Origin of the sequence: Fructobacillus fructosus KCTC 3544 (genome assembly GCF_001438695.1) — a bacterium.
In the GTDB taxonomy this organism is placed as follows: domain Bacteria; phylum Bacillota; class Bacilli; order Lactobacillales; family Lactobacillaceae; genus Fructobacillus; species Fructobacillus fructosus.
The window spans coordinates 69,906-95,606 of record NZ_JQBH01000002.1 but is presented as its reverse complement, the minus strand read 5'-3'; the positions used below and the strand labels follow the sequence as shown (position 1 = coordinate 95,606).

General features: G+C 45.9%; 23 protein-coding genes. 20 read left to right on the top strand and 3 right to left on the bottom strand.

What is annotated here, in order from left to right:
• Positions 1 to 51 precede the first annotated feature (51 nt).
• The 8 genes from prmA to IV71_RS01480 all read left to right on the top strand — a co-directional run bounded on the left by prmA (position 52) and on the right by IV71_RS01480 (position 7,373).
• On the top strand, positions 52 to 945 hold the full coding sequence (gene prmA / locus IV71_RS01515; protein ID WP_010691792.1) for a 50S ribosomal protein L11 methyltransferase: 894 nt from the start codon (positions 52 to 54) through the stop codon (positions 943 to 945).
• A gap of 9 nt (positions 946 to 954) precedes the next feature.
• Positions 955 to 1,695: an RsmE family RNA methyltransferase gene (locus IV71_RS01510; protein WP_010691790.1), complete on the top strand. Its 741-nt coding sequence runs from the start codon at positions 955 to 957 to the stop codon at positions 1,693 to 1,695.
• Between the two features lie 97 nt (positions 1,696 to 1,792).
• On the top strand, positions 1,793 to 2,176 hold the full coding sequence (locus IV71_RS01505; protein ID WP_033444914.1) for a hypothetical protein: 384 nt from the start codon (positions 1,793 to 1,795) through the stop codon (positions 2,174 to 2,176).
• Between the two features lie 94 nt (positions 2,177 to 2,270).
• A complete protein-coding gene (locus IV71_RS01500; protein ID WP_010691788.1) occupies positions 2,271 to 3,896 on the top strand; it encodes an ABC-F family ATP-binding cassette domain-containing protein in 1,626 nt (541 codons plus the stop codon).
• Between the two features lie 51 nt (positions 3,897 to 3,947).
• Complete coding sequence (locus tag IV71_RS01495) at positions 3,948 to 5,117, top strand: hydroxymethylglutaryl-CoA synthase (RefSeq protein WP_056994994.1); 1,170 nt, start codon at positions 3,948 to 3,950, stop codon at positions 5,115 to 5,117.
• Between the two features lie 116 nt (positions 5,118 to 5,233).
• Positions 5,234 to 5,677 (top strand): nucleoside 2-deoxyribosyltransferase, encoded by a 444-nt coding sequence (locus tag IV71_RS01490; protein ID WP_010691780.1) that lies wholly within the window; start codon positions 5,234 to 5,236, stop codon positions 5,675 to 5,677.
• A 55-nt stretch (positions 5,678 to 5,732) separates the two neighbouring features.
• On the top strand, positions 5,733 to 5,999 hold the full coding sequence (locus IV71_RS01485) for an ACT domain-containing protein (protein WP_010691779.1): 267 nt from the start codon (positions 5,733 to 5,735) through the stop codon (positions 5,997 to 5,999).
• A 30-nt stretch (positions 6,000 to 6,029) separates the two neighbouring features.
• Positions 6,030 to 7,373, top strand: a complete 1,344-nt coding sequence (locus IV71_RS01480) for a PFL family protein (RefSeq protein ID WP_010691778.1) — start codon at positions 6,030 to 6,032, stop codon at positions 7,371 to 7,373.
• Between the two features lie 101 nt (positions 7,374 to 7,474).
• Here the strand turns inward: IV71_RS01480 and IV71_RS01475 are convergent, their stop codons facing one another.
• The gene (locus tag IV71_RS01475) at positions 7,475 to 7,723 is read right to left on the bottom strand and encodes a hypothetical protein (protein WP_010691777.1); all 249 of its coding nucleotides are present in this window, start codon (positions 7,721 to 7,723) and stop codon (positions 7,475 to 7,477) included.
• Positions 7,724 to 7,852: 129 nt separating this feature from the next.
• On the opposite strand from IV71_RS01475, the gene xerC reads away from it, so the two are divergent.
• From xerC to IV71_RS01450, 5 genes are all read left to right on the top strand, one after another.
• Complete coding sequence (gene xerC, locus IV71_RS01470; RefSeq protein WP_010691776.1) at positions 7,853 to 8,776, top strand: tyrosine recombinase XerC; 924 nt, start codon at positions 7,853 to 7,855, stop codon at positions 8,774 to 8,776.
• Between the two features lie 71 nt (positions 8,777 to 8,847).
• Positions 8,848 to 9,723 (top strand): aldose 1-epimerase family protein, encoded by an 876-nt coding sequence (locus IV71_RS01465; protein WP_010691775.1) that lies wholly within the window; start codon positions 8,848 to 8,850, stop codon positions 9,721 to 9,723.
• A 45-nt stretch (positions 9,724 to 9,768) separates the two neighbouring features.
• Positions 9,769 to 10,668 (top strand): hypothetical protein, encoded by a 900-nt coding sequence (locus tag IV71_RS01460; protein ID WP_010691773.1) that lies wholly within the window; start codon positions 9,769 to 9,771, stop codon positions 10,666 to 10,668.
• A 221-nt stretch (positions 10,669 to 10,889) separates the two neighbouring features.
• Positions 10,890 to 12,857 (top strand): KUP/HAK/KT family potassium transporter, encoded by a 1,968-nt coding sequence (locus IV71_RS01455; RefSeq protein ID WP_010691771.1) that lies wholly within the window; start codon positions 10,890 to 10,892, stop codon positions 12,855 to 12,857.
• A 201-nt stretch (positions 12,858 to 13,058) separates the two neighbouring features.
• Positions 13,059 to 13,856 carry a CPBP family intramembrane glutamic endopeptidase gene (locus IV71_RS01450; protein ID WP_010691769.1) on the top strand — a complete coding sequence of 266 codons (798 nt, stop codon included), beginning with the start codon at positions 13,059 to 13,061 and terminating at the stop codon, positions 13,854 to 13,856.
• A 38-nt stretch (positions 13,857 to 13,894) separates the two neighbouring features.
• On the opposite strand, the gene IV71_RS01445 is transcribed toward IV71_RS01450, so the two are convergent.
• Positions 13,895 to 14,743 (bottom strand): N-acetylmuramoyl-L-alanine amidase, encoded by an 849-nt coding sequence (locus IV71_RS01445; RefSeq protein WP_010691767.1) that lies wholly within the window; start codon positions 14,741 to 14,743, stop codon positions 13,895 to 13,897.
• An 86-nt stretch (positions 14,744 to 14,829) separates the two neighbouring features.
• On the opposite strand from IV71_RS01445, the gene IV71_RS01440 reads away from it, so the two are divergent.
• The 6 genes from IV71_RS01440 (at position 14,830) to IV71_RS01415 (ending at position 23,602) form a co-directional block, all read left to right on the top strand.
• Positions 14,830 to 16,725 carry an ABC-F family ATP-binding cassette domain-containing protein gene (locus IV71_RS01440; RefSeq protein WP_010691765.1) on the top strand — a complete coding sequence of 632 codons (1,896 nt, stop codon included), beginning with the start codon at positions 14,830 to 14,832 and terminating at the stop codon, positions 16,723 to 16,725.
• A gap of 67 nt (positions 16,726 to 16,792) precedes the next feature.
• Positions 16,793 to 17,668 (top strand): DNA-processing protein DprA, encoded by an 876-nt coding sequence (dprA, locus tag IV71_RS01435; protein ID WP_010691763.1) that lies wholly within the window; start codon positions 16,793 to 16,795, stop codon positions 17,666 to 17,668.
• A 183-nt stretch (positions 17,669 to 17,851) separates the two neighbouring features.
• Complete coding sequence (locus IV71_RS01430; RefSeq protein ID WP_010691757.1) at positions 17,852 to 19,216, top strand: cytosine permease; 1,365 nt, start codon at positions 17,852 to 17,854, stop codon at positions 19,214 to 19,216.
• Positions 19,213 to 20,445, top strand: coding sequence for a cytosine deaminase (gene codA / locus IV71_RS01425; RefSeq protein WP_010691755.1), 1,233 nt, complete (start codon positions 19,213 to 19,215; stop codon positions 20,443 to 20,445). Before IV71_RS01430 ends, codA begins: the two co-directional genes overlap by 4 nt.
• Positions 20,446 to 20,626: 181 nt before the next feature.
• The gene (gene topA, locus IV71_RS01420; protein ID WP_010691753.1) at positions 20,627 to 22,717 is read left to right on the top strand and encodes a type I DNA topoisomerase; all 2,091 of its coding nucleotides are present in this window, start codon (positions 20,627 to 20,629) and stop codon (positions 22,715 to 22,717) included.
• A gap of 75 nt (positions 22,718 to 22,792) precedes the next feature.
• The gene (locus IV71_RS01415; RefSeq protein ID WP_010691751.1) at positions 22,793 to 23,602 is read left to right on the top strand and encodes a hydroxymethylpyrimidine/phosphomethylpyrimidine kinase; all 810 of its coding nucleotides are present in this window, start codon (positions 22,793 to 22,795) and stop codon (positions 23,600 to 23,602) included.
• On the opposite strand, the gene IV71_RS01410 is transcribed toward IV71_RS01415, so the two are convergent.
• Positions 23,574 to 24,188 carry an Ada metal-binding domain-containing protein gene (locus tag IV71_RS01410; RefSeq protein ID WP_056994993.1) on the bottom strand — a complete coding sequence of 205 codons (615 nt, stop codon included), beginning with the start codon at positions 24,186 to 24,188 and terminating at the stop codon, positions 23,574 to 23,576. The two genes, IV71_RS01415 and IV71_RS01410, sit on opposite strands and share 29 nt — an antisense overlap.
• 167 nt (positions 24,189 to 24,355) lie before the next feature.
• On the opposite strand from IV71_RS01410, the gene IV71_RS01405 reads away from it, so the two are divergent.
• Positions 24,356 to 25,654, top strand: coding sequence for a tetratricopeptide repeat protein (locus tag IV71_RS01405; RefSeq protein ID WP_438284661.1), 1,299 nt, complete (start codon positions 24,356 to 24,358; stop codon positions 25,652 to 25,654).
• Positions 25,655 to 25,701: the final 47 nt, after the last annotated feature.

Below are 25,701 nucleotides of genomic sequence, written 5' to 3'. Positions count from 1 at the left end.
CAAAACGCAGAAGGGACAGTTGGTCCCTTTTTTCAGTCAAGGAGGACCTTAATGGCCACGTATCAAGAAGTTACTTGGAAAGTGCCGGCGGAGTTACAGGATTTTGTTGTCTCCGTGTTAATTGATTTAGGTGCCGATGGGGTACAACAGGACGAGCAAAAGCTGACGATTTACGAGGATCAGAGCAAAGAAGGTTGGCAGGAGCGTGTACAGGCCTACCAAATTGGCTTACAGTTATTGGAAGAGCAGGGTTTGGCGGTTCAATCAAAGCCAGTGGTGAATGAAGCGCTGTCGTCGACGACTTTTGAAAACGAATGGAAGAATTATTACCATGCCAGTCGGGTAACCAACCGCTTTACGGTGGTGCCAAAATGGGAAGAATATCAACCAGAGCAAGCGAGCGAACAACTGATTGTCATGGATCCGGACCAAGCCTTCGGGACTGGTACGCACCCAACGACGGCACTGATGTTGCAAGCCTTGGAAACGGTCGTTCGCGGTGGTGAAAAAACCATAGACGTGGGAACTGGGTCTGGCGTTCTGGCCGTGGCCGCCAAGTACCTTGGCGTTGGTGAGTTATTGGCAACCGATATCGATGCGGCTGCGGTTCAAACGGCCGAAGAAAATTTGGCACTCAATCCAGTGGCAAAGGATGTTCAAGTGGTTGCCTCGGATTTGATGCAAGACGTTCCAACCGACTTTATTAATACCGGCATCGATTTGGTGTTGGCGAATATTTTAGCGGACGTCATTTTGCCTTTAATTCCGCAAGTTCGTCAGGTCCTCAAAAAGGGCGGCTTGTTCTTGGTTTCTGGAATCTACGACGACGTCGAGGAAGAGATTGAACAAGCGCTGCAAGACGCCGGTTTCGCGATTGAACAAAAGATGCAGTCCGCCACTTGGCACGCCTTCATTTGCCGATTGCCAGAAGACGTGACGGCCTAGGAGAAACAGATGCACCGATATTTCTTAGATGAACCAATTGAACAAGTCATTCATTTGAATAAAAACCAGCCGGTTTTCCATCATTTGGTCCGAGTGCGCCGTGCCAAAGTCGGAACGAAGGCTGAATTTGTGGATAATAACCAGCGATTAGTGATTGCTGAATTAACGACTTTGTCAGGCGATGAAGCCGAGGTAACGGTACTCGAAGAGAAAGAGCAGTCGGTCGAGCTACCGGTTGATGTAACCCTCATTGTTTCACCGGTCAAAAACGACCGAACGGACTGGTTTGTTCAAAAGGCGACGGAATTGGGCGTTAACCGAATTGTTTTAACCAAGATGGCGCGGACGGTCGTGGATTGGGGCAAGCAGCAGGAAAAAAAGCTGGCACGACTACAAAAAATCGCTTTGAACGCTGCCGAACAATCGCACCGGCTCGTGGTTCCTGAAATTCTCTTTATGTCCTATGAGGACGCTTTGCAAACTGATAAAGACCTGGGCTTGGTCGCCTGGGAAGAGTCAGCGAAGGAAGGGGAGAAGGCGACGCTTTTAAAAGTCGCTGAGTCGGCCCAGGCCGGTCAGCGATTGGCGGTTCTTTTTGGTCCGGAAGGTGGCCTTTCGGAAGCGGAAGTGGCGCAACTCCAACAGGAGGGCTTTCAGCCGGCAGGTCTTGGTCCGCGAATTCTTCGAGCAGAAACGGCACCATTGTATACACTGAGTGCGCTATCCGTGGTTTGGGAGTTAGCAGATTAACTGTTGATTTCATGATTTGCTTGCCCCGTCAGTTGAAAGCACATATAATGGAGAACGAATAAACAAGAGTAAACGGGGACAGTTGATGCAAATGAACATGAACAAGTTATTTCGAAATAAGGTCGGGAATTGGTTGTTGGGGCTTCTCGTTGTGACGCTCGTTCTGCCTTTCATTGCTTCCTATTTTGATTGGTCAACCCTGACAAAGGTCACTTTTGTGTACTTTTTTCTAAATGGTGGCTTTGCATTAGCCTTTGGCTATGCCATTCGCAAACGCGGCTTTCGCTTTTACTATGTCTTTGTCCAGCCATTGGTTTTTGCTCTTTTGTCAAATTGGCTCTTTAGTTTAGTTAACGATACTTATGGCTATTATTTGGCATTTTTGTACCTGGTACTCACTTTCTTTACCTATTTGGCAAACACGAGTGATGATCCTGACGAAAACGAGCTCCCCGTCGATGGTGGCTACCGCGATATTTAATGATTCGATTGAGAAAAGCGCCCAATTAAGGGCGCTTTTCTGTTAGACTATTATAAGGTTAATATCACATTTATTGAATACGGAGGGAAACACCGTGATTACAGTTTCAGATATGTCTTTTTCATTTTCTGGTAAGAAGCTCTATCAGGACGTGAACTTAAAATTAGTTCCGGGCCACACTTATGGCATTATCGGTGCCAATGGTGCTGGTAAGTCGACTTTTCTAAAGCTCTTGCAGGGTGAGTTGGAACCAACCGAGGGCTCGATTAACATTACTGCGGGTTCTCGTATGTCGTCCTTGCAACAGGACCACTTTGCCTTTGATGAATATACGGTATTGGATACGGTTATTCAGGGACACAAACGCCTTCACGAAGTGAAGACGGAGATGGATGCCATTTATGCAAAGCCTGATTTTTCGGATGAAGATGGTGTTCGCGTCGGGGACTTGTCAGCCGAATTCGAAGAGTTGGATGGTTGGAATGCCGAAGCGGAAGCAGCTCAGCTGCTCACGAAACTGGGAATCGATGAATCCATGCACTACACGTTGATGGGCGAGTTGACTGAAAACGACAAGGTGAAGGTGCTGTTGGCACAAGCTTTGTTTGGCAATCCCGACATTCTGGTTCTTGATGAGCCGACTAACGGATTGGACGTGCAAACCATTGCCTGGTTAGAGAACTTCCTAGCCGACTTTGAAAACCTGGTTATTGTTGTTTCCCACGATCGACACTTCTTGAACGTGGTTTCAACAAACATCCTGGATGTTGACTACGGCAAGATTACGCCATTTGTTGGAAACTATGACTTTTGGCGTGAGTCTGCTGAGCTGGCCCAACGTTTGGCTTCACAGCAAAACGCCAAGAAGGAAGAGCAAATTAAGCAGTTGCAAGAATTCGTGGCCCGTTTTTCTGCTAACGCGTCGAAGTCCAAGCAAGCCACGGCTCGTAAGAAGCAGTTGGATAAGATTACTTTGGATGATATCAAGCCTTCATCACGTAAGTATCCTTACATTTCTTTCCCAATTAACCGAGAAATGGGAAACGATTTGGTTAAAGTCGAAGGCATTTCAAAGTCCATTGATGGTGAAAAAGTCTTGGACAACATCAGCTTTACCGGCCGTCCTGGTGATAAAATTGCCATTTTGTCCCGTTCGGATTTGGCCACGACGACTTTGATGCAAATTCTTGCCGGTACAATGGAACCGGATACTGGTTCGGTTACCTGGGGTGTGACGACGTCCCAGTCCTACCTTGCTAAAGATTTGAATGACAACTTTGATGATCAGGAAAAGGTCATCTTGGATTGGTTGCGCGACTTTGCCGAAGAAGAACAAAAGGACAACACATCGCTGCGCGGTATGCTTGGTCAAATGCTCTTCAAGGGCGACGATGCCTTGAAGCAAATCAAGGTATTATCCGGGGGCGAGAAGGTCCGCATCGTCTTAGCCAAGTTGATGCTTTTGAAGGCCAATGTCTTGCTACTGGATGACCCAACGAACCACTTGGATTTGGAATCCATCCAATCGCTGAACGAAGCCGTAACAGCCTTCAAGGGCTCCGTCATCATGACGTCACACGATCATGAATTCCTGGAAACGACGGCTAACCACATTGTTGAAGTTTCGAACAAGGGCGTGGTGGATCGTTTGGATACCACTTATGATGAATTTATTTCTTCTGATGCTATCCAAGCAAAGGTTAAAGCACTTTACGATTAAAAAATACGGCAAGGGCTCATGAGCCCTTTTTGTATTGAAAGGATTGTTAAAATGACTGTTGGAATCGAACAAATGACGTTTTATACGCCTGGCTTTTCGCTCGACATGGTTGAGCTAGCGAAAGCCCGGGGGGAAGAACCCGATAAGTACACAATCGGTATCGGGCAAAGTCAACAGTCCGTTCTGCCAAACTATGAAGACGTGGTGACGATGGGGGTCAATGCGGCAGCGACTTTGTTAAAAACGGTTTCAACCGTTGACATCGAGATGCTCCTCTTTGGAACGGAATCGGGCGTCGATAACTCCAAGTCGGCTGCTATCTTTGCGAAAAATTTTCTCGGTCTAAAGGATGACATCCGAGCGATTGAAGTCAAACAGGCCTGTTACGGCGGTACCTTTGCCCTGATGCAGGCGAAAGACTTTGTTTCGCTTCATCCCGATAAAAAAGTCCTGGTGATTGCAGCGGACGTGGCGCGTTATGGCTTACACACACCGGGCGAAGTTACCCAGGGAGCTGGGGCGGTGGCCATGCTGATTTCGACTGATCCAAAGATTGCCGAAATTAATGATGACAGCGTTTATATGGTGCAAGACGAACCTGACTTTTGGCGACCAATTGACTCTGACATTGCCCTAGTGGATGGTCATCAGTCAACCGATGTTTACAAGGACATGTTTTTGGCTCTTTGGCAGCGCTATAAGGTACAAAACCAGCGTTCTTTGTCCGATTTTGCCGGTTTTGCTTTCCATTTGCCCTATACCAAGATGGGGAAGAAAGCCCTCGAACAAATCCTGCCAGAAGTGGATGAGGAGCGACAAGTGGCATTACGAAAGCGATTGACGGAATCCCAGTACTACAACCGTTTGGTGGGAAATCTTTACACTGGTTCCTTGTATCTATCGCTTTTGTCTCTCTTGGACCGTTCGGAGGAGCTGGCAGCCGGTGATCGGATTGGACTCTTCTCCTTTGGCTCTGGTGCCGAAGCGGAACTCTTCTCCCTAACGTTGACGATTGGCTATCAGAAAGTGTTGTCGCAGCAGAATGTCCAAGAAATGCTGGATAAGCGGCGACAGTTATCGCTTTTTGAATACGAAACCATGTTTACAAGTCAGCTCTTTGATTCAAGTGGGGATGTTCGATCAGAAGCACCTGGTCAGACGGGTCGTTGTGAGTTTCTGGGCTGGCAGGGGCATTACCGTCAGTACCAATACAAAAAATAGGGTAAGTAAAAAAGTCGGGTTTGCCGACTTTTTTGTTACAATTTTTTGCGAAAGTCATCGCCTTGACATCGTTTTTTTTGATAAACTAGTTTCAAGACAGAAAGAAGGAGTTTATCATGGCAAAACGAGTTTATCTAGCTGGTCCCTTTTTTTCAAAAACGCAGGTCGCACAGGTCGAGCGTTTGGAAAAAGTGTTAGCTGAACATCCCCAAATCGGTGATGTTTTCTCTCCACGTAAGCATCAACACGAAGAGTACGAAATGTTTTCACCGGAATGGCAGAAGGTGACTTACGCTTCGGACGTTCAGGCAATTGATGATTGTGACTTGGTTGTTGCCTTGTCTGACTTTGACGGTGCCGATGCTGATTCTGGAACGGCCTGGGAATTAGGCTATGCCTATGCCAAGAAAATCCCGGTGATTGTCATTAAAGAAGACGACGTAACGTTGAACCTCATGATTGCCCAGGCGTTAACGGCTTATTTGCACTCAGTCGAAGACGTGGCCGATTATGACTTTGAAAAACTCGAAAAAATTCCTTACGATGGGGCAGTCGTCTAATCAAACGACTTGTTTGCTACCCATTAATTACATGCGACCGAAAGGCGGAGAAAGAATGAAAGCTGTTGTAACCGTTGTTGGACAAGATAAGGCCGGAATCGTGGCCGGCATTGCCACTGAACTAGCTACCCATGGCGTGAATATTTTGGATTTGTCACAGACAATTATGTCGTCAACCTTCACAATGTCCATGCTGGTGGGAATTGCTGGTGAAGATTCCTTTAACGAAATTCACGCTGCTTTGAAGGAAAAGGGAACGGCCATGGGCGTGTCAGTTCACGTTCAGCGAGAAGAAATTTTTGACGCAATGGCCCATATCTAAGTCGGCGAAGCAAACTAAAGGATAACTGTCATGGAAACGACGCAAATTGAAGAAACCATTAAGATGGTCGAAGAGGACAATTTTGATATTCGAACGGTGACGATGGGGATTTCTCTCCTTGACACTGTCGGCGGATCTGTCCAAGAAACGGCTCAAAACATTTACAAAAAGATTACCACTTACGCTAAAGATTTAGTGGCGGTTGCCGAACAAATTGAACGTGAGTACGGTGTGCCCATCACGAATAAGCGAATTTCGGTCACGCCCATTTCCTTGGTGGCTGGTTCTGCTAACGAGGAAGAGATTTTGCTCCTAGCACACGCACTTGACGATGCAGCTAAGACCGTTGGTGTTGATTATGTTGGTGGCTACTCAGCCCTTGTTCAAAAAGGCTTTTCACACGGGGACTTGGCGTTAATCAAGTCATTGCCAAGGGCCTTGACTGAAACGGATTTGGTCATGTCATCGGTGAACATTGGTTCTTCTAAGGCTGGAATGAACCTTGATGCGGTAAAGTTGATGGGCGAAACGGTCAAGAAGATTACCGACCTTTCGGATACAGCTAACGCTAAAATGGTTATTTTTGCCAATGCCGTGGAAGACAATCCCTTCATGGCTGGTGCCTTTCATGGTGTAACGGAACCAGATGTTGTGATTAACGTTGGGGTTTCAGGTCCCGGTGTTGTTAAGCGTGCCTTGGATAAAGTCAAGGGACAGTCCATTACAACGGTGGCCGAAACCATTAAGAAGACGGCTTTCAAGATTACTCGAGTTGGCCAATTGGTTGGTTCCTTAGCCGCCGAACGCCTCGGGGTTGAATTTGGCATCGTCGATCTTTCCTTGGCGCCAACACCGGCCCGGGGGGATTCGGTTGCCGAAGTCTTGGAAGCCATTGGCTTGGAACAAGTTGGTGCGCACGGTACTACGGCTGCATTGATGCTCCTAAACGATGCCGTTAAGAAGGGTGGCGTGATGGCTGCTCAGGGTGTTGGTGGCTTGTCTGGCGCTTTCATTCCAGTTTCCGAAGATGCCGGCATGATTGACGCCGTGAAGGCCGGAACACTTTCATTAGCGAAATTGGAAGCGATGACTTCCGTTTGTTCGGTTGGGTTGGATATGATTGCCATTCCTGGTGAAACACCAGCCACGACCATTTCTGCGATGATTGCGGATGAAGCAGCCATCGGTATTCAAAACAATAAGACTACGGCTGTTCGTATTTTGCCAACAAACGGTACCAAGGTCGGCGACATGGTTGACTATGGTGGTTTACTTGGTACTGCACCGGTTATGCCCGTGGTGGAAAAGTCTTCTGCTGCATTTATCAACCGTGGGGGACACGTACCAGCGCCAATTCATTCCTTTAAGAACTAAATTGTGACCATAAAAAACGATTCGCTTATCTTAAACGAATCGTTTTTATTTGTATATAAATTTGCAAATAAAAAAGCCCCGATAAAGGGGACTTTGTAATCTTAATGACGGCGTGTAGCACGTGAACCGTAAGCGTAACGATCGTTTGCCGCAATCACGCGCTTTGTGAGCAAGTCGTCTGCTTGGTGATGCTTCGCTTCGTATTGGCGGCCAGCTTCAAGAGCAACGCGCTTGTCACGGTTGTTTAGGATATTGTCACGAAAACGGAGGAAGAAGGCAGAAAACTTAACCCGCTTCATTTCGAGATTGTGACGCAAGTAGTCCGTGTTTGAATTCATTGGTAAGTTCATGTTTTTGCCTCCTAGCACTTGTTAAACTATGTTCACTATACCGCGTGTTTTACTCGTTATGTTGTGCTTTTGATGAATCGTAAGGGTCTTTACTTCTTCTTAAGAATTACTTTAGCGTATAATGAAGTTATGCAAGAGGAAGTAACACAATACCAATCTTATTTATCAGCCGAACGAGGCTATTCGCCGTTGACCATTAAGGCCTATATAAAGGATATTCTGGCCTTTGTGGCCTATTTAAATGACAACGGTGGGTTTACGACTTTTCAAAACGTTCAGCCGCTCGATGTCCGGGTTTATTTAAGCAGTCTTTATGAACATAACCTGGCGAGAACAACCATTGCACGGAAGGTTTCGAGTCTGAAAAACTTCTATTCGTACTTGGTCAAGGAGGACCTCGCAACAGATAATCCTTTTGAGGGTGTGACGCTTCGCAAACACCAGGCTCACTTACCGGAATTTCTGTACGATAATGAATTGAAAGCGCTCTTCAAGGTTGCTTACGATCAAGCTGACCATCCCCAATACCTTCGCGATGCTGCGCTGTTAGAATTTCTTTTTGCTACTGGGGTCCGTGTTTCAGAGTTAGCCAATTTAACCATTGCGCAATTGAACCTAAACAATCAGCTTGTTTTAATTCATGGGAAAGGGGACAAAGATCGCTACGTTCCCTTTGGTTCAATGGCCAAAAAGGCTTTGCAAAATTATCTGGAAAACGACCGACCCGCGTTATTGGCCAAAAATAAAACAACCGAGCCACCAGAAGAGGTTTTTCTAAATGTACACGGTGGGGCGTTAACGCCAGCTGGCATCACCTATATTCTTCAAGAGTTGATGAACAAAACGGCGCTAACGACCAAAATTCATCCCCATATGTTGCGGCACACCTTTGCCACGACTTTGCTCAATCGAGGAGCTGATATGCGAACGGTTCAAGAGCTATTGGGGCATGCCAATTTATCAACGACACAAATCTACACCCACGTGTCAAAAGCCATGTTGCAATCCTCCTATCAAAGCTATTTTCCACGAGCAAAACGAGATTCAGAGTAACCGCTTTCAATTCCTATCTAAAGGCGTTGATTCTTATTGTCAGAACTCAGTAGAGGTAGTAAAATAGAATTATGATAACTCTAGAAAACGACCAATTAATCGTAAAAATTAACCAGCACGGTGCTGAGCTTGTTTCAGCCTGGAATAAAGAGGCCAAGCTCGAGTACATTTGGTATGGCGACCCCATGTACTGGGGTCGGCACGCGCCGAATCTCTTTCCAATTGTTGGCCGACTCCAGGGCGATCAATACCATCTCGCCGGTCAAACTTATTACATGAACCAACACGGTTTTGCTCGAAACATGGATTTCGAAATTGTTGACCACGACGTTGATTACGTTCGTTTTTCGCTTTCTGATTCTGAACAAACTTGGCGAATCTATCCCTTTGCTTTCCGGTTTGATGTTATTTTCCGGTTAAAGGGAACGGAACTGTTTGTTGACTACGAAGTACATAACCCTGACAAGCAGAAATCGCTTTTCTTTTCCGTTGGCGGACATCCCGCCTTTAACTTGCCGCTAGACGGTGGGAAGTTCTCAGATTACTATTTGTCGGTTAAGCCCGAGAAGGTGTATGACCGTCTTCGCTTAGTTGGTCCGTTTTCAAACCCGAACATGCCGACACCGTTTAACGCAGATATCCCACTGCGCCTGCGGCAGGAAGACTATCATGACGATGCCATTATTTTGAAGCTCGATCGACAAAAGACGACTTTTCTATTAGCCCGTCTGGCCAATCAGCACGGCATGGAAATGACGGTCGACAACGCTCAATACCTCGGAATTTGGACGCCCGCTGGGAAAGACGCACCGTTCATCGCCGTTGAACCTTGGTGGGGAATTGCGGACACGGTTGATGCCACAGGTAATTTCAAGGAAAAGTTCGGTAACAATGTGTTAGCCGCCGGCGACACATTCAATGGTACCTATTCAATGAACTTCTTTTAAAAAAGGAAAGCCAGGCGCTTTGCACCTGGCTTTTGTGTGATAAAAATGGATTTTTTGACTTTACTAAACGAGAAGAAAACAATTAACCAAGCGGCCTTGGCCGTACCGATGGCTCTGGGACCAAATGACAAGTTTACCCCCTATAAGAACTTGTTAAACGAGGAAAATCCCGATGTGGTAATCTGGCAAGCCGATGCCATTGCGGACGACTTTTCCAAAGAGGTCATTTGGGACCAGGTCAAGCAGGGGGGCGCCCAAGCCGTTGACGAAGGTGATTTATCAGTGATGAAAAAGGCGGCGTTAAAGTCCGAGTTGGACCAGGCACACCAGGAATTTCTCGCAAATTGGCCAGGTATTCAAAAGCAAATTGTGCAGGAATTAGTGCAAAATGCTAAGGAAACTGCTGGGGAACGCTCCCTTTTTCTTGCCTATTCAACTAAGGCGGAGGGGGGGCTTGGTGAAATGGGCCCTGCTGATCAGGCTTTCTTTTTAACAACGGCTCTGAATGAGAGTAATGGTGCCTTTTCGGCCGTCTTTATCCCAGAATTATTGGACGAAAACCTACAAGAAAAAGTACAAGAATCCGCTCAGAAACAGGGAACTTTAGTAATCCGGACAACGACGCTTCAGGAGTTGACGGAAATGGAATTGTCAAAGGCCTTTGACGGCGCTGCTGATAAGGGAACGAATCTCTTAAACCTTGAAATGGCGGCTGCTTCGGTTTCTGAAATTGAGCCGGCTGATTTGGATGCCGCTTTGGTCGACTTGATGAACCGGCCTGCTGCTGATCAGTTACACGTTATGTTAACCCTGACGGGGCAGTTGTCGAAGGATCAGATTGAAACCTGGTTGATTTTACCATCGGCGCTTGTCACATTGGCCCTCTCAGCGAATTACCAAACGCCAAAAATTAAATCAACGATTAAAGAATTGGGTTGGAATTAAGGGCGTTTTGCTAAAAATGTGGTATACTAGTTCTTGACCAACTGGGTAGTATCTATCTACCTACCCGGCACCCGTATGGGTGCCGTTTTTTTTATTCTTTTTTGTTTGAAATGATTGTTTTCTGTGATAACTAGCGTTAGACTGAATCTCGAATCAAAAAAGTCCATTCAAGACTGACTCATTTTTATCGAACGATTTAATTGGATTCTGGAGAAGCAAACATGGTCAAAGAGAAGAAAACAGGCTTTCAATACGCCGCCTTCCTAATTGCACTTGGAATTGTCTATGGTGATATCGGAACATCGCCCCTCTATACGATGAATGCCATTATTGCCGGGAATGCCCACACCGCCGATTTAAAGGCCCTTGTCATTGGTTCCATTTCACTGGTCTTTTGGACGTTAATGCTGATTACAACGGTTAAGTACGTTCTCATCGCCTTACGAGCAGATAACCACGGCGAAGGTGGCATCTTTTCGCTTTATAGCAAGGTTCGAACTAGTCGATTAAAGTGGCTTATCCTACCAGCGATGATTGGTGGAGCGGCCTTACTAGCTGACGGAGCCTTGACGCCTGCCGTGACCGTTACCTCGGCAGTTGAGGGATTGGCTGGCCAGCGCTTTGGCGACCTCGTTTTTCCGACCGGTGTTGACTTTGTTGTGCCAGTTGTTTTGATTATCTTACTCGTCGTCTTTGCCTTACAGCGAAAGGGGACAACGAAAATTGGTAAGTTGTTTGGCCCCTTGATGCTGATTTGGTTTTCCTTCATCGGTTTTTTTGGTCTTTTACAGGTCATCCAATACCCTGAAATTTTAAAAGCGCTCTCACCGGTCTATGCCCTTGAAATTCTCTTTTCACCTGATAACCAGTTGGGGCTATTGATTCTTGGTAATGTGTTCTTAGCAACAACGGGGGCCGAAGCCCTTTACTCAGATATGGGGCACGTGGGAAAGAAAAACATTTACTTTAGCTGGCCCTTCGTCTACACCATGTTGGTCCTCAATTACATGGGGCAGGGGGCCTGGGTCGTCTTGCATCAAGCCAGTGGGACAAACTTAAACCTTTTCTTTGATATTTTGCCCAATAACTGGCGCTTAGTCGGCGTCGTCTTAAGTACGATTGCTGCTGTGATTGCATCTCAGGCTTTGATTACTGGGGCTTTCACTTTGGTATCGGAGGCTATTTCGCTCAAAATGATGCCCCGCCTCCGGATTGCATACCCCAATGCGTTTCGTGGACAAATGTACATTTCATTTGTCAATTGGTTGCTCTTTTTAGCAGGTTGTGCTGTCGTTTTGCTCTTTCAAACTTCCCACAACATGGAGTCGGCATACGGTTTGGCCATCACAGTGACCATGTTAATGACGACGCTGCTCCTGTTTGAATTCATTCGTTCAAAGACAAAGTTGGTGTACGCCGTCTTGTTCGCCGTTGTCTTTGCCTCGATTGAAAGTCTTTTCCTGTTCGCTAGCTTAACGAAGTTTATTCATGGCGGCTATTTCACGGTCATTTTGATGCTTGCTATTCTTTCAGTGATGGTCTTTTGGTACTACGGTAACAAGCGGCGGGAGGCCCTATCCTTTAATAATGATTACCTTTCCCTAAAGGACTATCGGCGTCAATTGATGCAGCTATCGACCGATCCAGAAGAACCGTTAATGGCTAATAATCTGGTCTACATCGTGAATGTTCATGACGATTATCGGATTAAAAAATCAGTGATTTACTCCTTGTTGGGCGCTCGGCCAAAGCGGGCAAAACTTTACTGGTTTGTCACCATTAAGGAATCGATTAACCCGTACGAAAAATCCTATTCTGTTGATTTTATGGGAAGTACAAACATGGTTCGAGTTGTTTTGAATCTTGGTTTTAAAGTCGACCCGCAAGTGGAATACTACATTCGGCAAATTGCCAAATCACTGATGAAACAAGGCTACTTGGAGCCGCAAAAAGTTCGTTATGGTTTGGACAAAAACCGGGCCATCGGTGATTTTAAGTACGTATTGACCAATAACTACTACACAGACTTGAAGACGGTTTCCCAAATCTCTTCTTGGGACCGTTTCCTAATCGGCGGCCGGATTTGGTTACAATCCCATTCGGTTCACCTGCGCTATTTCTACCGTCTGCGCCGTTCGGATACCATAGAGGAGGTCGTGCCTCTCTTTATTGAAATCAACCAAGAATGAAGTTGAAGCAACTGATTGTGAAGAACGAAGTTAAAAGATAAATAAAGAGCAAAAAAGCCATCAGTGAAAAACTGATGGCTTTTTTATTTCTAAATGGATTGGAGAGCATTCAGCGGAAGGTAAATGATTTTGCTATACTGTAAAAGTCAATGTCTTAGGACAATCTACTTGTCGAAAAACAGTAAGGGAGGAAGCAGTACGATGTCGTTATTTAAAAAACGGAAGAGTGATAAAAAGCACCACGGTGTGCTCATTTTATTTTTGTTCATTTTGGGGTTAACCTTTTATCCAAATTACCCGACAGTAATATCATTACAGGGAACCGTTTTCTTGTGTGTTATCTTGTCCGTTATTCTTGTGCTATTTATCTGGTTAGTTCGGCGAGTGACAAACCATGAAAAGGTTTTTGCTACCCGCCTTTCACTGGATCGAAAAGAAAGGGGACTCGCAGTCGTTCTGGTCTTGTACTTTCTTTTTCTTTATCTGATGAATGGCAACATTCAGAGTGGTCTAAATGTCTTTCGATCGCCCATGAAAATTCTTTTGAGCTGTGTCTTTATTGCCATTGGGGCCGGCTGCTTTGAGGAGTACTTTGTCCGGGGCTATCTTTTCAACTTAGTTCAGCGAATGTTGAATCGCTACCAAGTGAAGCAGCATCGCTTAACCATTATTGCGGTGGTCACTAGCTTCCTCTTTTGTTTGCTACACTTAGCGAATTTGGCTGATGAACCGGCCGAAGCCGTGGCACAGCAGGTTGTGTATACTTTCGCCATTGGGATGATTTTTGTCACACTCCGGATTGTTAGCAACCAAATTTGGCCACTTGCAATAGCCCACTTCCTCTTTGATTTGCAAGATAACATTGTGCAACCCCTCGTTGTTGGTAGCTGGACGGAGATGTTAGTATCCTTTTTACCGTCCGTTATCCTTTCCTTGTTCTTACTTTTTTATCTCGATCGTTCGGTCGAAGAAAAGCAAGCCACTGTCTTACAACCATGAGCATAATAAAAGTCAGTCGATTGATTCGACTGACTTTTTTAGTTGCTTTGAATGTAGTTCATTAAACCACTCCGGATGTCCTTTGCGACCTTTTCTTGATAGGTGCTTGATCTGATGTAGGAAAGATCCTTGTCGGAATCAATAAAACCGAGTTCAAGAAGTACGGCTGGACGACTGACGTCCTTAATCACTAGGTAGGGGGTTGAATCATAGCCGCGGTTTTCTAAGGGAAGATTGTTTAACGACGAGGAAAGACTTTTAACCAAGGCGAGGGAGTTACTGTTGTAATAATACTGTGAAATGCCAGAAGCAGAGTTATGAGTGCCGGAAGCATCAAAGTGGAAGGAAATTTGAGCGTCTGCCTGATACTTTTCAGCTTGTCGGGGGATGTATAGAAGGGGAACAACAACATCGGTGGTTCTGGTCATGAATACCCGGGCCCCTGTCTTTTCTAATTCTTTACGGGTGGCGAGGGCTGTTTTGAGTGTGTAAGTTTTTTCGTAATACTTATTGTTGTAGGATAGGGCACCGGTGTCACTACCACCATGGCCCGGATCCAAGACGATGGTTGCTTCTGAAAGGGCCGTTGGCTTTTTTAAGAAGGTGTTGTTGGCTACCCAGGAAGCCACCCATCCCTTGGTGTCATCCTTGGAATCGCGTACGTACCACCAACCGTTCTGGCGCTTCAAAACGGTTAGTTTGGTGCCGGACTTTAAGGATACAATTTTTTTACTGGTTCGATTTGGTTCTTTTCTTAAAGGCACGTCGTCTGGTCTAGTGGTTAGCTGGTTCTGTTGAGCTAAAGAAAGAACTAACAGGAAAGTCGCTAGGCTAATCAAGGCGAGAACGGATAAGCCGATTTTATTTTTTTGGATACTATTAATCATAATCTGTCCCGTTTTTGGTGAACTTTTCTTTCAATAGTTTACCACGATAATCGGCAAAACTAGTTGGTTTTCAGTATAATAAGAGTATGAAACAATTTCGAGTTGATAACTTAACATCAGTTTATGGCGAAAAGGTCTTGTTTGACGACCTTTCTTTTTTGATTTCTTCCGGTGATCGGGTTGGATTAGTTGGCGTGAATGGCTCTGGGAAGACCACACTGCTCAACGCTTTGTCTGGAAAACATCCCGCAGACAAGGGAACCATTACGACACAAAACGACTATCGAATTGGCTATTTGGAGCAAGAACCAAACCTAGACGGTCATTTAACCGTCCTTGATGCCGTCTATTCTGGTGACCAGCCCATTTTTCAAACGGTTCGTCATTATCAAGAGGCGCTGGATTTCTTTTCGTTACATCCAGAGGATGAAAAGGCGGCCGACCGCTTCGAAAAGGCGCAGGCAGCCATGGATCGTGATGATGCATGGACAATTGAATCGCAGATTAAAACGATTTTGACACAATTGCATTTAACCGATTTGAAGGCCGAAGTGAAAAACTTGTCCGGTGGTCAAAAAAAACGTGTCGGCATGGCGCAAGTGTTGATTCAAGAGCCTGATTTACTGATTTTGGACGAGCCAACCAACCACCTAGACTTTGATTCCATCGCTTGGTTGGAGCAGTATTTGGCCAAGTACAAGGGCGCCCTGTTAACCGTGACGCACGACCGCTATTTCTTGGATCGGGTGACGAATCGTATTTTTGAGCTCTCGTTTGGGAAACTATACGAGTACGAAGGCAATTACCAAGACTACTTAAGTGGTAAATCTGAACGACAGGCTGACGAAGCACTCGCTGAACACAAACGAGAAAAGAAGTACGAACAAGAGAAAATCTGGATGAATAAGTCCGCTCGTGCCCGCACAACGAAACAAAAGGGACGTGAAAAAGCCTTCGCGAAGTTAGAAGAGTCCATGGGACAGGTCAAACAAGACGAAGACATCGAACTCTCACTTGGCCAATCGCGCCTTGGGAAAAAGGTTTTGAAATTAGACCATGGCACGCTTTCCTTTGGCGATCGACTGATTTTCAAGGATTTGTCCATGCTACTTGGCCAGCGTGACCGAATCGGTATCACCGGTCCGAATGGCGTGGGAAAGTCTTCCTTACTGAATGTTTTGGCTGGCCGACTACCACTGACTGATGGTACTTATGAAATCGGTCAAACGGTTAAAATCGGCTACTACACTCAGGTTACGGAAGAGATTCCGGATGATAAACGGGTCATTGAATACTTGACTGACGTTGCGTCAACAATTCAAGACGAAAATGGTCAATCCGTCTCTGCTAAAGACTTGTTGGAACAGTTCCTTTTTCCTTCCTTCATGCACGGCACATTGGTTCGAAAGCTATCGGGTGGCGAACGGCGGCGACTTTACCTGTTGAAGATTCTAATGCAAGCGCCCAATGTTTTGCTTCTTGATGAGCCGACAAACGATTTGGACATTGGAACACTGACTGTTTTGGAGCAATTTTTAGCCCGGTTTTCCGGTACCATCGTCACGGTGTCACACGATCGTTACTTTCTTGATTCAGTCGCTGACTATGGTTATTACTTATCGGGCCATGGTCAGGTTGACCGCTATAACGGTGCCTTTTCTGATTATTTGACAGACGTAATCTTACCCAAGGAGACGACCGATAAGAAAGTGAAGATGACCAATGATCAGAAAGCGGAAAAACCAAAGCCGGAAAGCAAGAAACGTAAGTTGACTTATAAAGAGAAACAAGATTGGTCAACAATTGAGGATGAAATTGCTGAACTGGAAGCGGCGGTTGAGAAATTGAATCAAGCCATGGCTGACAATGGTTCTGACTACGAAAAAGTCGTGAGTCTCCAGTCGGAGTTGGAAGAAAAGCAACAAGTCCTCGAACAAAAAATGGATCGTTGGGCTGAGTTGTCTGAGATTGTTGAGGGATAGAATTTTCTATCCTTTTTTGTTTGATTTTTATCGTTGTCCTTCGTGATACTTTATGAAGGAGGGCGGTATGGAAGAAAGAGATTTTTTATTGGCAATACAGCTCACCACAGGCTTAGCTTTGGCTCGTAAGGCACAAATCATTAAGGGAATTGAAGAAAAACGGGCACCAACTGGTTATCCATGGTCTGAAATGACTTTAGCCGTCATCGTTGGTCTTGATCCGACGAGTCAGATTTTTGCTCGAATTGCAGGCGCCTACCGGGCGGCCCTTCGACGTGTCGAGGAGCAGCGGGGGGTGTTCTCCTATGTTACTTATTTTGATGATGCCTACCCCGAACAATTACGGCAAATCTTTCAGCCACCATTGATTTTGTTTTATCGCGGGGACCTGCGCGCTTTGCGTCTTCCAGCGCTTGCCGTTGTTGGTACTAGAACGGCAACGCCTTACGGCTTTTCCTGCCTGCGCCGACTACTTCCTGGAGTGATTGAGCACGGCGTTGCCATCGTTTCAGGCTTGGCAAGGGGAATCGACGTGATGGCCCATCAGGTGACTTTTTCAAACCGAGGGGTTCCGGTTGCTGTTATTGGTAGTGGCCTAAACCATGCCTATCCGGTTCGAAACCGTCAGCTACAAGAGGAGGTCGCGCTACAGGGACTCCTTTTGTCTGAATACCCTGATGACGTGCCCTCCCATAGGGGACATTTTCCAGAACGAAATCGAATTATTGCTGGTTTGGCCTCTGCAACCATGGTGGTGGAAGCAAAGCATCATTCTGGTTCGTTAATTACGGCCAATAGTGCGTTGCAAAATAACCGGAACGTGCTCGCGGTTCCAGGGTCAATCTTTTCTGATGAATCCAGTGGTTGTCATGAACTGATTCAAGCCGGGGCAACCGTTGTTCAATCAAGCAGTGATATTCTCGCTAATCTTTCAGGTTTCTAACCTGAATAAATTTTTTTCTATTTGTAACATTAATTATGTTATCCTTGATTAAACTTTAATTGGTTCAGAGAAATCAAAAGTTGTCATAAATTGGATGAATAGGGGCTTATTCCCTGCTTTTTGATGACACACTGAGCAATTATTGTTTGGGGTGTTTTTTTGATGGAGAAGAAAGGAGTTAAAATGGCAGAAAAGCGGTTTCAGGTAAATCCTGTTGGAAAAGGTCAACGAAACTTAGGTCGTTGGGATATGTTTGCGACCTGGTTTGGGGCTAACGCAAATAACGGTACTTGGTATATTGGGGGAATTATTGCGGCTTGTGGCTTAGTCGGTGGTTTCTGGGCAATGCTGATTGCCTCCGTAATTTCATACTTATTTTTGAGCTTAGTTTCATTGATGGGTTATGAAACCGGATTGTCTACGACAACCTTGAGTCGAGCTAGTTTCGGTATTCGTGGCAGTGTGATTCCTTCGGTCATTAACTTCATCATGTTCATGGGCTGGACGGCGGTGAACACGTTTATTGCTGCCACCTCGTTATCCTTTATTTTCCACAGTTTCTTTGGTTGGCCACTTTTTGGTCAAAGTGGCGGTAACAAGGGATTAATTGTCGGAATTTTGATTATGAGTGTTTTGCACATCTTGAGTATTATTTCTGGTCAAAAGTCCGTCCGCATTATCGAACGTGTCGGCATCATTCTGGTAATTTTCTTTGTCCTATGGGAAGGAATCGTTGTCTTCCGGCATGTGTCCTTCCATGAATTACTTAACTGGACGGTACCGGTTAAGGACCGGATGCCATTTGGAGCGGCGCTTGATATTTTGGCGGCATTTAACTTAGCATGGGTTACGTCGGCAGCGGACTTTTCCAGGTTTGCAAAGACGAAAAGCGTTTCCACAGTTTCTGCTTTTTGGGGAGCGCTTGTGGGGGTTGTTTCCTTTGCAGCCATGGGCATGAGTACGGCAATTAGTATTGCACTCACATCCGGAATTTATAACCCTGATAATTCTGATCCCAGCACCGTTGCCAATGAACTAGGGTTGGGAACAGTGGCCATGGTGGTGATTGTGTTGACGAGCATGACGTCAAACGCCGTGAACCTGCAAGCTTCTGGATCGGCTCTGAACAACCTCTTTAGTCGGTTGTCACTCCGTTCATCATTGCTAATTGCGACGGTCATTGCGACGTTGCTGACTTTTATTCCACTAATTAATGGGGATTTTCTCGCCGTCTTTACCGCGTTTTTGGACTACATTGGGATGTTGCTTGGACCAATTATTGCAATCATGGTGGTGGACTATTTTTGTGACAAAGAAACGTACGTTCAGCCGAACTTCGAACAAGAGCGGGGCGCCTTCTGGTACAAGGGTGGCTTCAATTACCCGGTTATTATTCTCTTTGCCTTCGGCGTTCTTCTGTACCTCATTTTGTCAAACGTTGCCTTTTTGAAGGAAACAACGGGTGCCACCTTTATTGTTATGGCCATTGTGGCCTTACTGTACTATGGCCTGCTCCAATATCAAAGTAAGCGAAAGGCAAAGCAATGATTATTAAGAACGCACGGATTGAAAATGCCAAGACAACGACCGACTTTCGGATTAAAGATGGTCGGATTATCGAGATGGCGCCAACGTTGTCTGCAGGTGCCGATCAAGTCATTGATTTAAAAGGAAAGTTAGTGATTCCACCCTTTGTTGACTCACACGTTCATCTTGATTCGACGTTAACAGCTGGGCAGCCGGAGTGGAATGAAACCGGAACGCTCTTTGATGGCATCCGGATTTGGTCGGAACGGAAGAAAAGTCTAAATCGAGATGACGTGAAAACACGAGCGACCGAGACACTCAAAAAAATGGCTAGTCACGGCATTCAATATGTCCGGAGTCACGTGGACGTGACGGATCCATCGCTAACCGCTCTGCGTGCACTAATCGAAGTTCGAGAAGAAGTGGCGCCCTTCATTGATTTACAGTTAATTGCCTTTCCACAAGAAGGCATTTTGTCCTTTCCAAACGGCAAAGAATTGATGGAAAAAGCCGTTGCACTTGGTGTCGACGGTATTGGCGGCATCCCGCATTACGAATTTAATCAGCAATACGGTAACGATTCGTTGGCCTACCTTGTTGACTTAGCGGAGAAGAACAACTTACTGGTGGATGTTCACTGTGACGAAATTGATGATCCGAACTCAAGGCACTTAGAAGTTTTGGCAACTCTAGCTCTTGAAAGTGGGTTGAAGGATAAGGTGACCGCAAGCCATACCGTTTCGCTGGGTTCTGTTAACGATGCTTACGCCTATAAATTGATGCGCCTATTACGACTTTCAGAAATTAATATGGTGGCCAATCCACTAGTTAACCTGCACTTGGGTGGCCGTTTTGATACGTATCCAAAGCGCCGGGGCTTAACGCGGGTGAAGGAGTTGCTCGAAAACCACATTAATGTTTCGTTTGGAGAAGATGATGTTAAGGACCCCTGGTATCCAATGGGGGATGGTAATTTACTGGATAGCTTGTACGTTGGTATTTTGGCCAGCGGTTTAATGGGCTGTCAACAAATTCTTTCTTCCTACCAATTGATTGGAATCAACGGGGCTAAGACTTTGCATCGAGCGGAAGGCTATGGACTCGCAGTCGGTAAGGAGGCCAGCTTCTTGGTCTACGACGCCGAAAACTTTTACGATGTTTTGAACGAACGACGAACGATGTTGTATTCATTTCGAAAGGGTCGGTGCCTTGTCGAAAAGCAACCGATGGTTCAACGAATTAATTATTAAATAAAAATGGACGAGGTGTTCCTTGAGCACCTTCGTCATCAATTAAAAGGAAAGGGGCAAAATGCTGAGCTTAATTGGCAAGTTTTGCTCCTTTATTTTATAATATTCTGATGAAAGAGCCTTTGTTTCTGCGCTTTCTATGCTATAATGCAGATAATTTGAAGAACTGTGAGGATCTGTCGTGGCAGAAAAGAAAACGAGCAAGACGACGACTCGTAAGAAAACAGCAGCCAAAAAAACAAGGACTGCTAAGAATAAAAAACTGGTGATTGTTGAGTCACCTTCGAAGGCAAAAACCATTGAAAAGTACCTTGGGTCGACTTATCAAGTGGTTGCTTCAATCGGTCACGTCCGTGATTTACCAAAGTCAACTTTAGGCGTTGACGTTCTAGATAACTACCAACCAAAGTACATTAATATTCGGGGAAAGGGTCCGGTCATTAAGGACCTAAAGAAGGCTGCCAAGAATGCAAAGCAAGTTTACCTCGCATCCGATCCGGATCGTGAAGGGGAAGCCATTGCTTGGCACTTGCAGTACATCCTTGGCTTGGATCCTGAACAGGCCAACCGGGTTGTTTTTAATGAAATTACAAAAGACACCGTTAAAAACGCCTTTAAGGAACCACGGACCATTAACCAAGACCTCGTGGATGCGCAGCAGGCACGTCGAATTATTGACCGACTGGTTGGGTATTCCATTTCACCCGTGCTATGGAAGACGCTGAAGCGAGGCCTTTCTGCAGGACGCGTTCAATCAGTTGCTTTGGGCTTGATTATTGCTCGTGAGAAAGAAATTCAGGCCTTCCGACCGGAAGAGTATTGGACCTTGGATTCCGAATTTAAGAAGGGCCGTTCCAAGTTCAAAGCCAACTTTTACGGCTTTGCTGGCAAGAAACAACCCTTGCCCGACAATGCAGCCGTTCAGGACGTGATGAAACAGCTTGATCAAGAAAAGCCCTTTACGATTTCGGCCGTTAAGGCTAAGGAACGAAAGCGTTCACCACAACCACCGTTCACAACCTCAACGATGCAACAAGCGGCTAACACGCAGCTGAAGTTTCGAACACGGAAAACCATGATGACGGCGCAGCAACTGTATGAAGGAATTAACCTCGGTCGTGGTTTGGGCCAGGTTGGACTGATTACCTATATGCGTACTGATTCGACCCGTCTGTCTGCCGTGGCAAAAAACGCAGCAGCGCAGTACATTCATGATGAATGGGGTGAGGCGTATTCAAGCCATAAGCCCGTTGCGGGAACCCCACAGGAAGGGGCCCAGGATGCCCACGAAGCCATTCGACCAACGGATGTGACCAAGACACCATCATCGATTAAGGACAAGCTGACCCCTGATCAATTCAAGCTCTATTCCTTGATTTGGTCTCGTTTTGTTGCCTCCTTGATGACACCTGAAATTCTTGATACAATGGCCGTCACGGTTGAGCAAAACGGGGTGCTTTTCCACGCCAATGGATCAAAGACGAAGTTCCCTGGTTTTACCAAAGCGTATCCTGCTGCTAAGGAAAAGGATAACTTACTGCCAGATTTGGCAGAAGGGGACGTTGTTGATTTGGCGAAGACGGATCCGGAGCAACACTTTACGATGCCACCAGCTCGTTATTCGGAAGCGGCTTTGATTAAAGCCTTAGAAGAAAACGGGGTTGGTCGTCCATCAACTTATGCGCCAACGCTTGATACGATTCAGCGAAGGAACTATGTTCGAGTTGATGCCCGTAAATTTGTTCCCACGGAACTGGGTGAAATCGTTCAAAACATTGTGGATGATAAGTTCCCAGACATTACGGATACCAAGTTTACTGCCCAAGTTGAACACTCACTTGACGAGATTGAAGTGGGCGATAAAAAATGGGTACCGGTTGTCGATGAGTTCTACAAGCCGTTTTCAAAGGAAGTCGAATCGGCCGAGAAAACGCTTGAAAAAATCACCATGCATGATGAACTGGCTGGAATGGATTGTGAAGTCTGCGGCGCACCGATGGTCGTTAAGATGGGACGGTATGGCAAGTTCTACGCCTGTTCCCGTTTCCCTGACTGCCGGAATACCAAAGCCATTGTCCAAGAAATTGGCATTGAATGCCCGAAGTGCCATAAGGGTCAGGTCGTTGAACGCAAGACCAAACGTGGTCGAAAGTTCTATGGTTGTTCCCGTTACCCTGACTGTGACTTTGTCTCATGGGAAAAGCCGAAGGCAGATAGCGATGTTCAGAAAAACGGTGACAAGCCGTCTAAGAAAGAAACCAGCAAGCAATAATGTTGCTGGTTGGCGGTAATGAATCAACAGTTTCGGGCCCTTTAGCTCGTTTTTTATCGGAGGATGAAGGTAAGTATGGTCAAAAAAGTCTTGACAATTGCAGGGTCTGATTCCCTTTCAGGGGGTGGGCTCCAAGCTGATTTAGCGACTTTTGCGACGCAAGGCGTGGCTGGCTTCTCCGTTATTTCATCCTTAGCGATTATTGAAAAAGATGGCGTTCGGATTAAGCCGGTGGATCAGTCAACTTTTGATGCCCAATTGGCTTCGGTCGGACAAGTGGATCACTTTGATGCCATCAAAGTCGGCTTACTCTGTTCGCTGGAACAAATCCATTCGGTTGTTCGCTTCTTAAAAGATTACATTGGTCCAGTGGTTGTTGATCCCGTTCTTTTCTTTAAAGAGGGCAATTTGACTTTGGAACGTTCCATCATCAAGGCCTATATTGAGCAGCTATTTCCGTTAGCAACGGTCGCAACTCCCAATTTGCGAGAGGCCATGTCTCTTCTAGGAGAAGATGAAATTCCGAAGTCTAAGGGAGCGGCTTTGAATTTTACGAAGCAGTTAAGTTTGTCTGCGCGCTGTGCCATTTTGTTTAAGGCTGGCGACGAGGTCTTGGCTGACCAATTCGTTGACTTATTAGTTGATGAAGAAGGGCATCCCGCTGTTATCCGTCACAAGCTCATTCAATCCGACTATCGGGATGGTGCGGGTTGCACACTGGCTGCCATGTTAACGGCTCGACTGGCCCAAAATGAAGAACTGAAAGATGCTGCGAAAACGTCGATTGACTTTGCAAGACAATCGATTCTACATGGTTACACGATTTCTTCAGACCGTGAGGAGGGCAATGTCTTTCCTAACTGGTCACTGGCAAATGATGACTAAAAAACGACTCACCGAACAGGTGAGTCGCTTTTTGCTTAGTTATTTTTTTTCGATATTGAACCGCCGTTTGCCCAACCTGTTGCTTGAACACGGTGTTAAAGTAGGAGAGGTTCGGAATGCCCACTTTTAGGCCAATGAGTGCGACGGCTTCGTTTCCATCACGTAGCATTTTCTTAGCGTGGTACATCCTAAGACGGACAAGGTACGCTTGGGGGCTCTCATCAGTAAGGGTCATAAAGGCACGGTGAAGAACGCCGGTCGAAACCTGAAACGCTTCAGCCAATGATTCAAGGGTGATTCGATCTTGGTAATGATGGGCTAAGTAAACTTTCACCTGATTGACCAATTCGGCCTTTTCGGACAAATCCCCGAAAGGATGACAATCCGGACAGGGGATGAATCCCTCAAAGAGCGCCTCATCACTTGTTTTAAAAATACGAATATCTTCAGGTGAACAGTCTTTTTCACGTTGACAAGATGGGCAACATACCCGGTGGTCGGTCATGACACCGTAGATAAATCGGCCATCATAATCGCTATCGCGATCGTTGATTGCTTGCCAACGCTTTTTGGTTAGTGAGTACATGGCATCTCCTTTCAATAATGCTTGGTGCTGACAAAAGCCACAGCACGTTCATTTATAGTTTAACATGAATTGGTCTATTTGGTAATTGGTCCCTTGTCTAGGTGGAAGGATTGTGGCAATCCATGCTTTATACTTAACGATTGACAGGCTATAATGGTTGTAGACTTTTGTTTAAAAATGAAAAGAGGAAAGCGCACATGACAAGCAATGCAGAGGAAATGATGAGTGCTTTAAACCTTGGGCAGGTTGATCGCGCCCACCGTGCCTTCGAACAATCCTTGAAAGAGGATGCCGATGATTTGGTGTTTTCACTCGCCGAAGATTTGTATGCGATGGGCTTTGTCGAAGAATCAAAACGGGCCTACCAACAGCTTTTAGAAAAGCATCCAGAAGAGGACCAGTTGAAATCCGCTCTTGCCGAGCTTGCAATTGAAGAAGATCAGTTGGAGGAGGCGCAAGAATATTTGGCGCAAATTCCGACTGATTCACCCGCTTATCTTCAGGCACTGTTGGTTAAGGCTGACTTGTACCAACAAGAAGGGTTACAAGAATCCGCCGAGTTTGCCTTAAAGCAAGCGCGCCAACTTGCGCCTGATGAGCCAGTCGTTACCTTTGCTCTAGCCGAATTTTATTTTGCCATGAGTGAATATAACAAAGCCATTGCGCTTTACCGTGAACTGCTTCTACAAGGTCAACGTCGGATCGCACAAGTTGATATGGCGGCACGGATTGGAACCGCCTACGCCGCCGTGGGCAATGTCGACCATGCGATTGCCTATTTGGAACAAATTAAACCGATTGATTTAACAACCGATACAAAGTTTCAATTGGCTTTCCTTTATCAAGAGAAGGGTGACATTGATCAGGCCATTAAGTTGTATGAGGAAATCCTCGAACAGGATCCGCATTACACGTCCGTATATCCATTGCTTGGTCAAGCACAGGAAAAGTCAGGGGAACAAAAGGCTGCTTTACAGACCTATCAAGCTGGCTTGTCCTACGATCAAACGAACCCAATCTTGTACCGTTTAACTGGTAACTTAGCTTTTCAAACAGGTGATGATCAATTGGCCGAGTCTTCTTACCAAAAAGCACTGGCGTTAGACGACTTGGATTTGACCAGTATTGCGGCACTTGCCGACTTTTACTTGGCCCAACACGATTACGATGCCGTCATTAAGACAATTGAAGAAGCGAACGAGAAAGATCTGGTTGACCCCAAATTCAACTGGGATTTGGCGCGTGCCTACCATGCTAAGGAAGAGGACGAAAAGGCTGCCGGTTACTTTGAGCAGGCAAAGAATGATTACCCTGAGGATGTTGACTTTTTGCATGATTTAGCCGATTGGTACCATGAAAGTGGTCAGGTTCAGGCTGAGCGAGAAACCTTGGCCAAAGCGGTTCGACTAAATCCTGAGGAAATGGAATTGGCTAATCGATTAGCAGAGTTAGAAGCTGATTACTAAGCATTTCTCTCTGAGTAATCGAGTGGTAATCGTGCATTTGTCTTGAA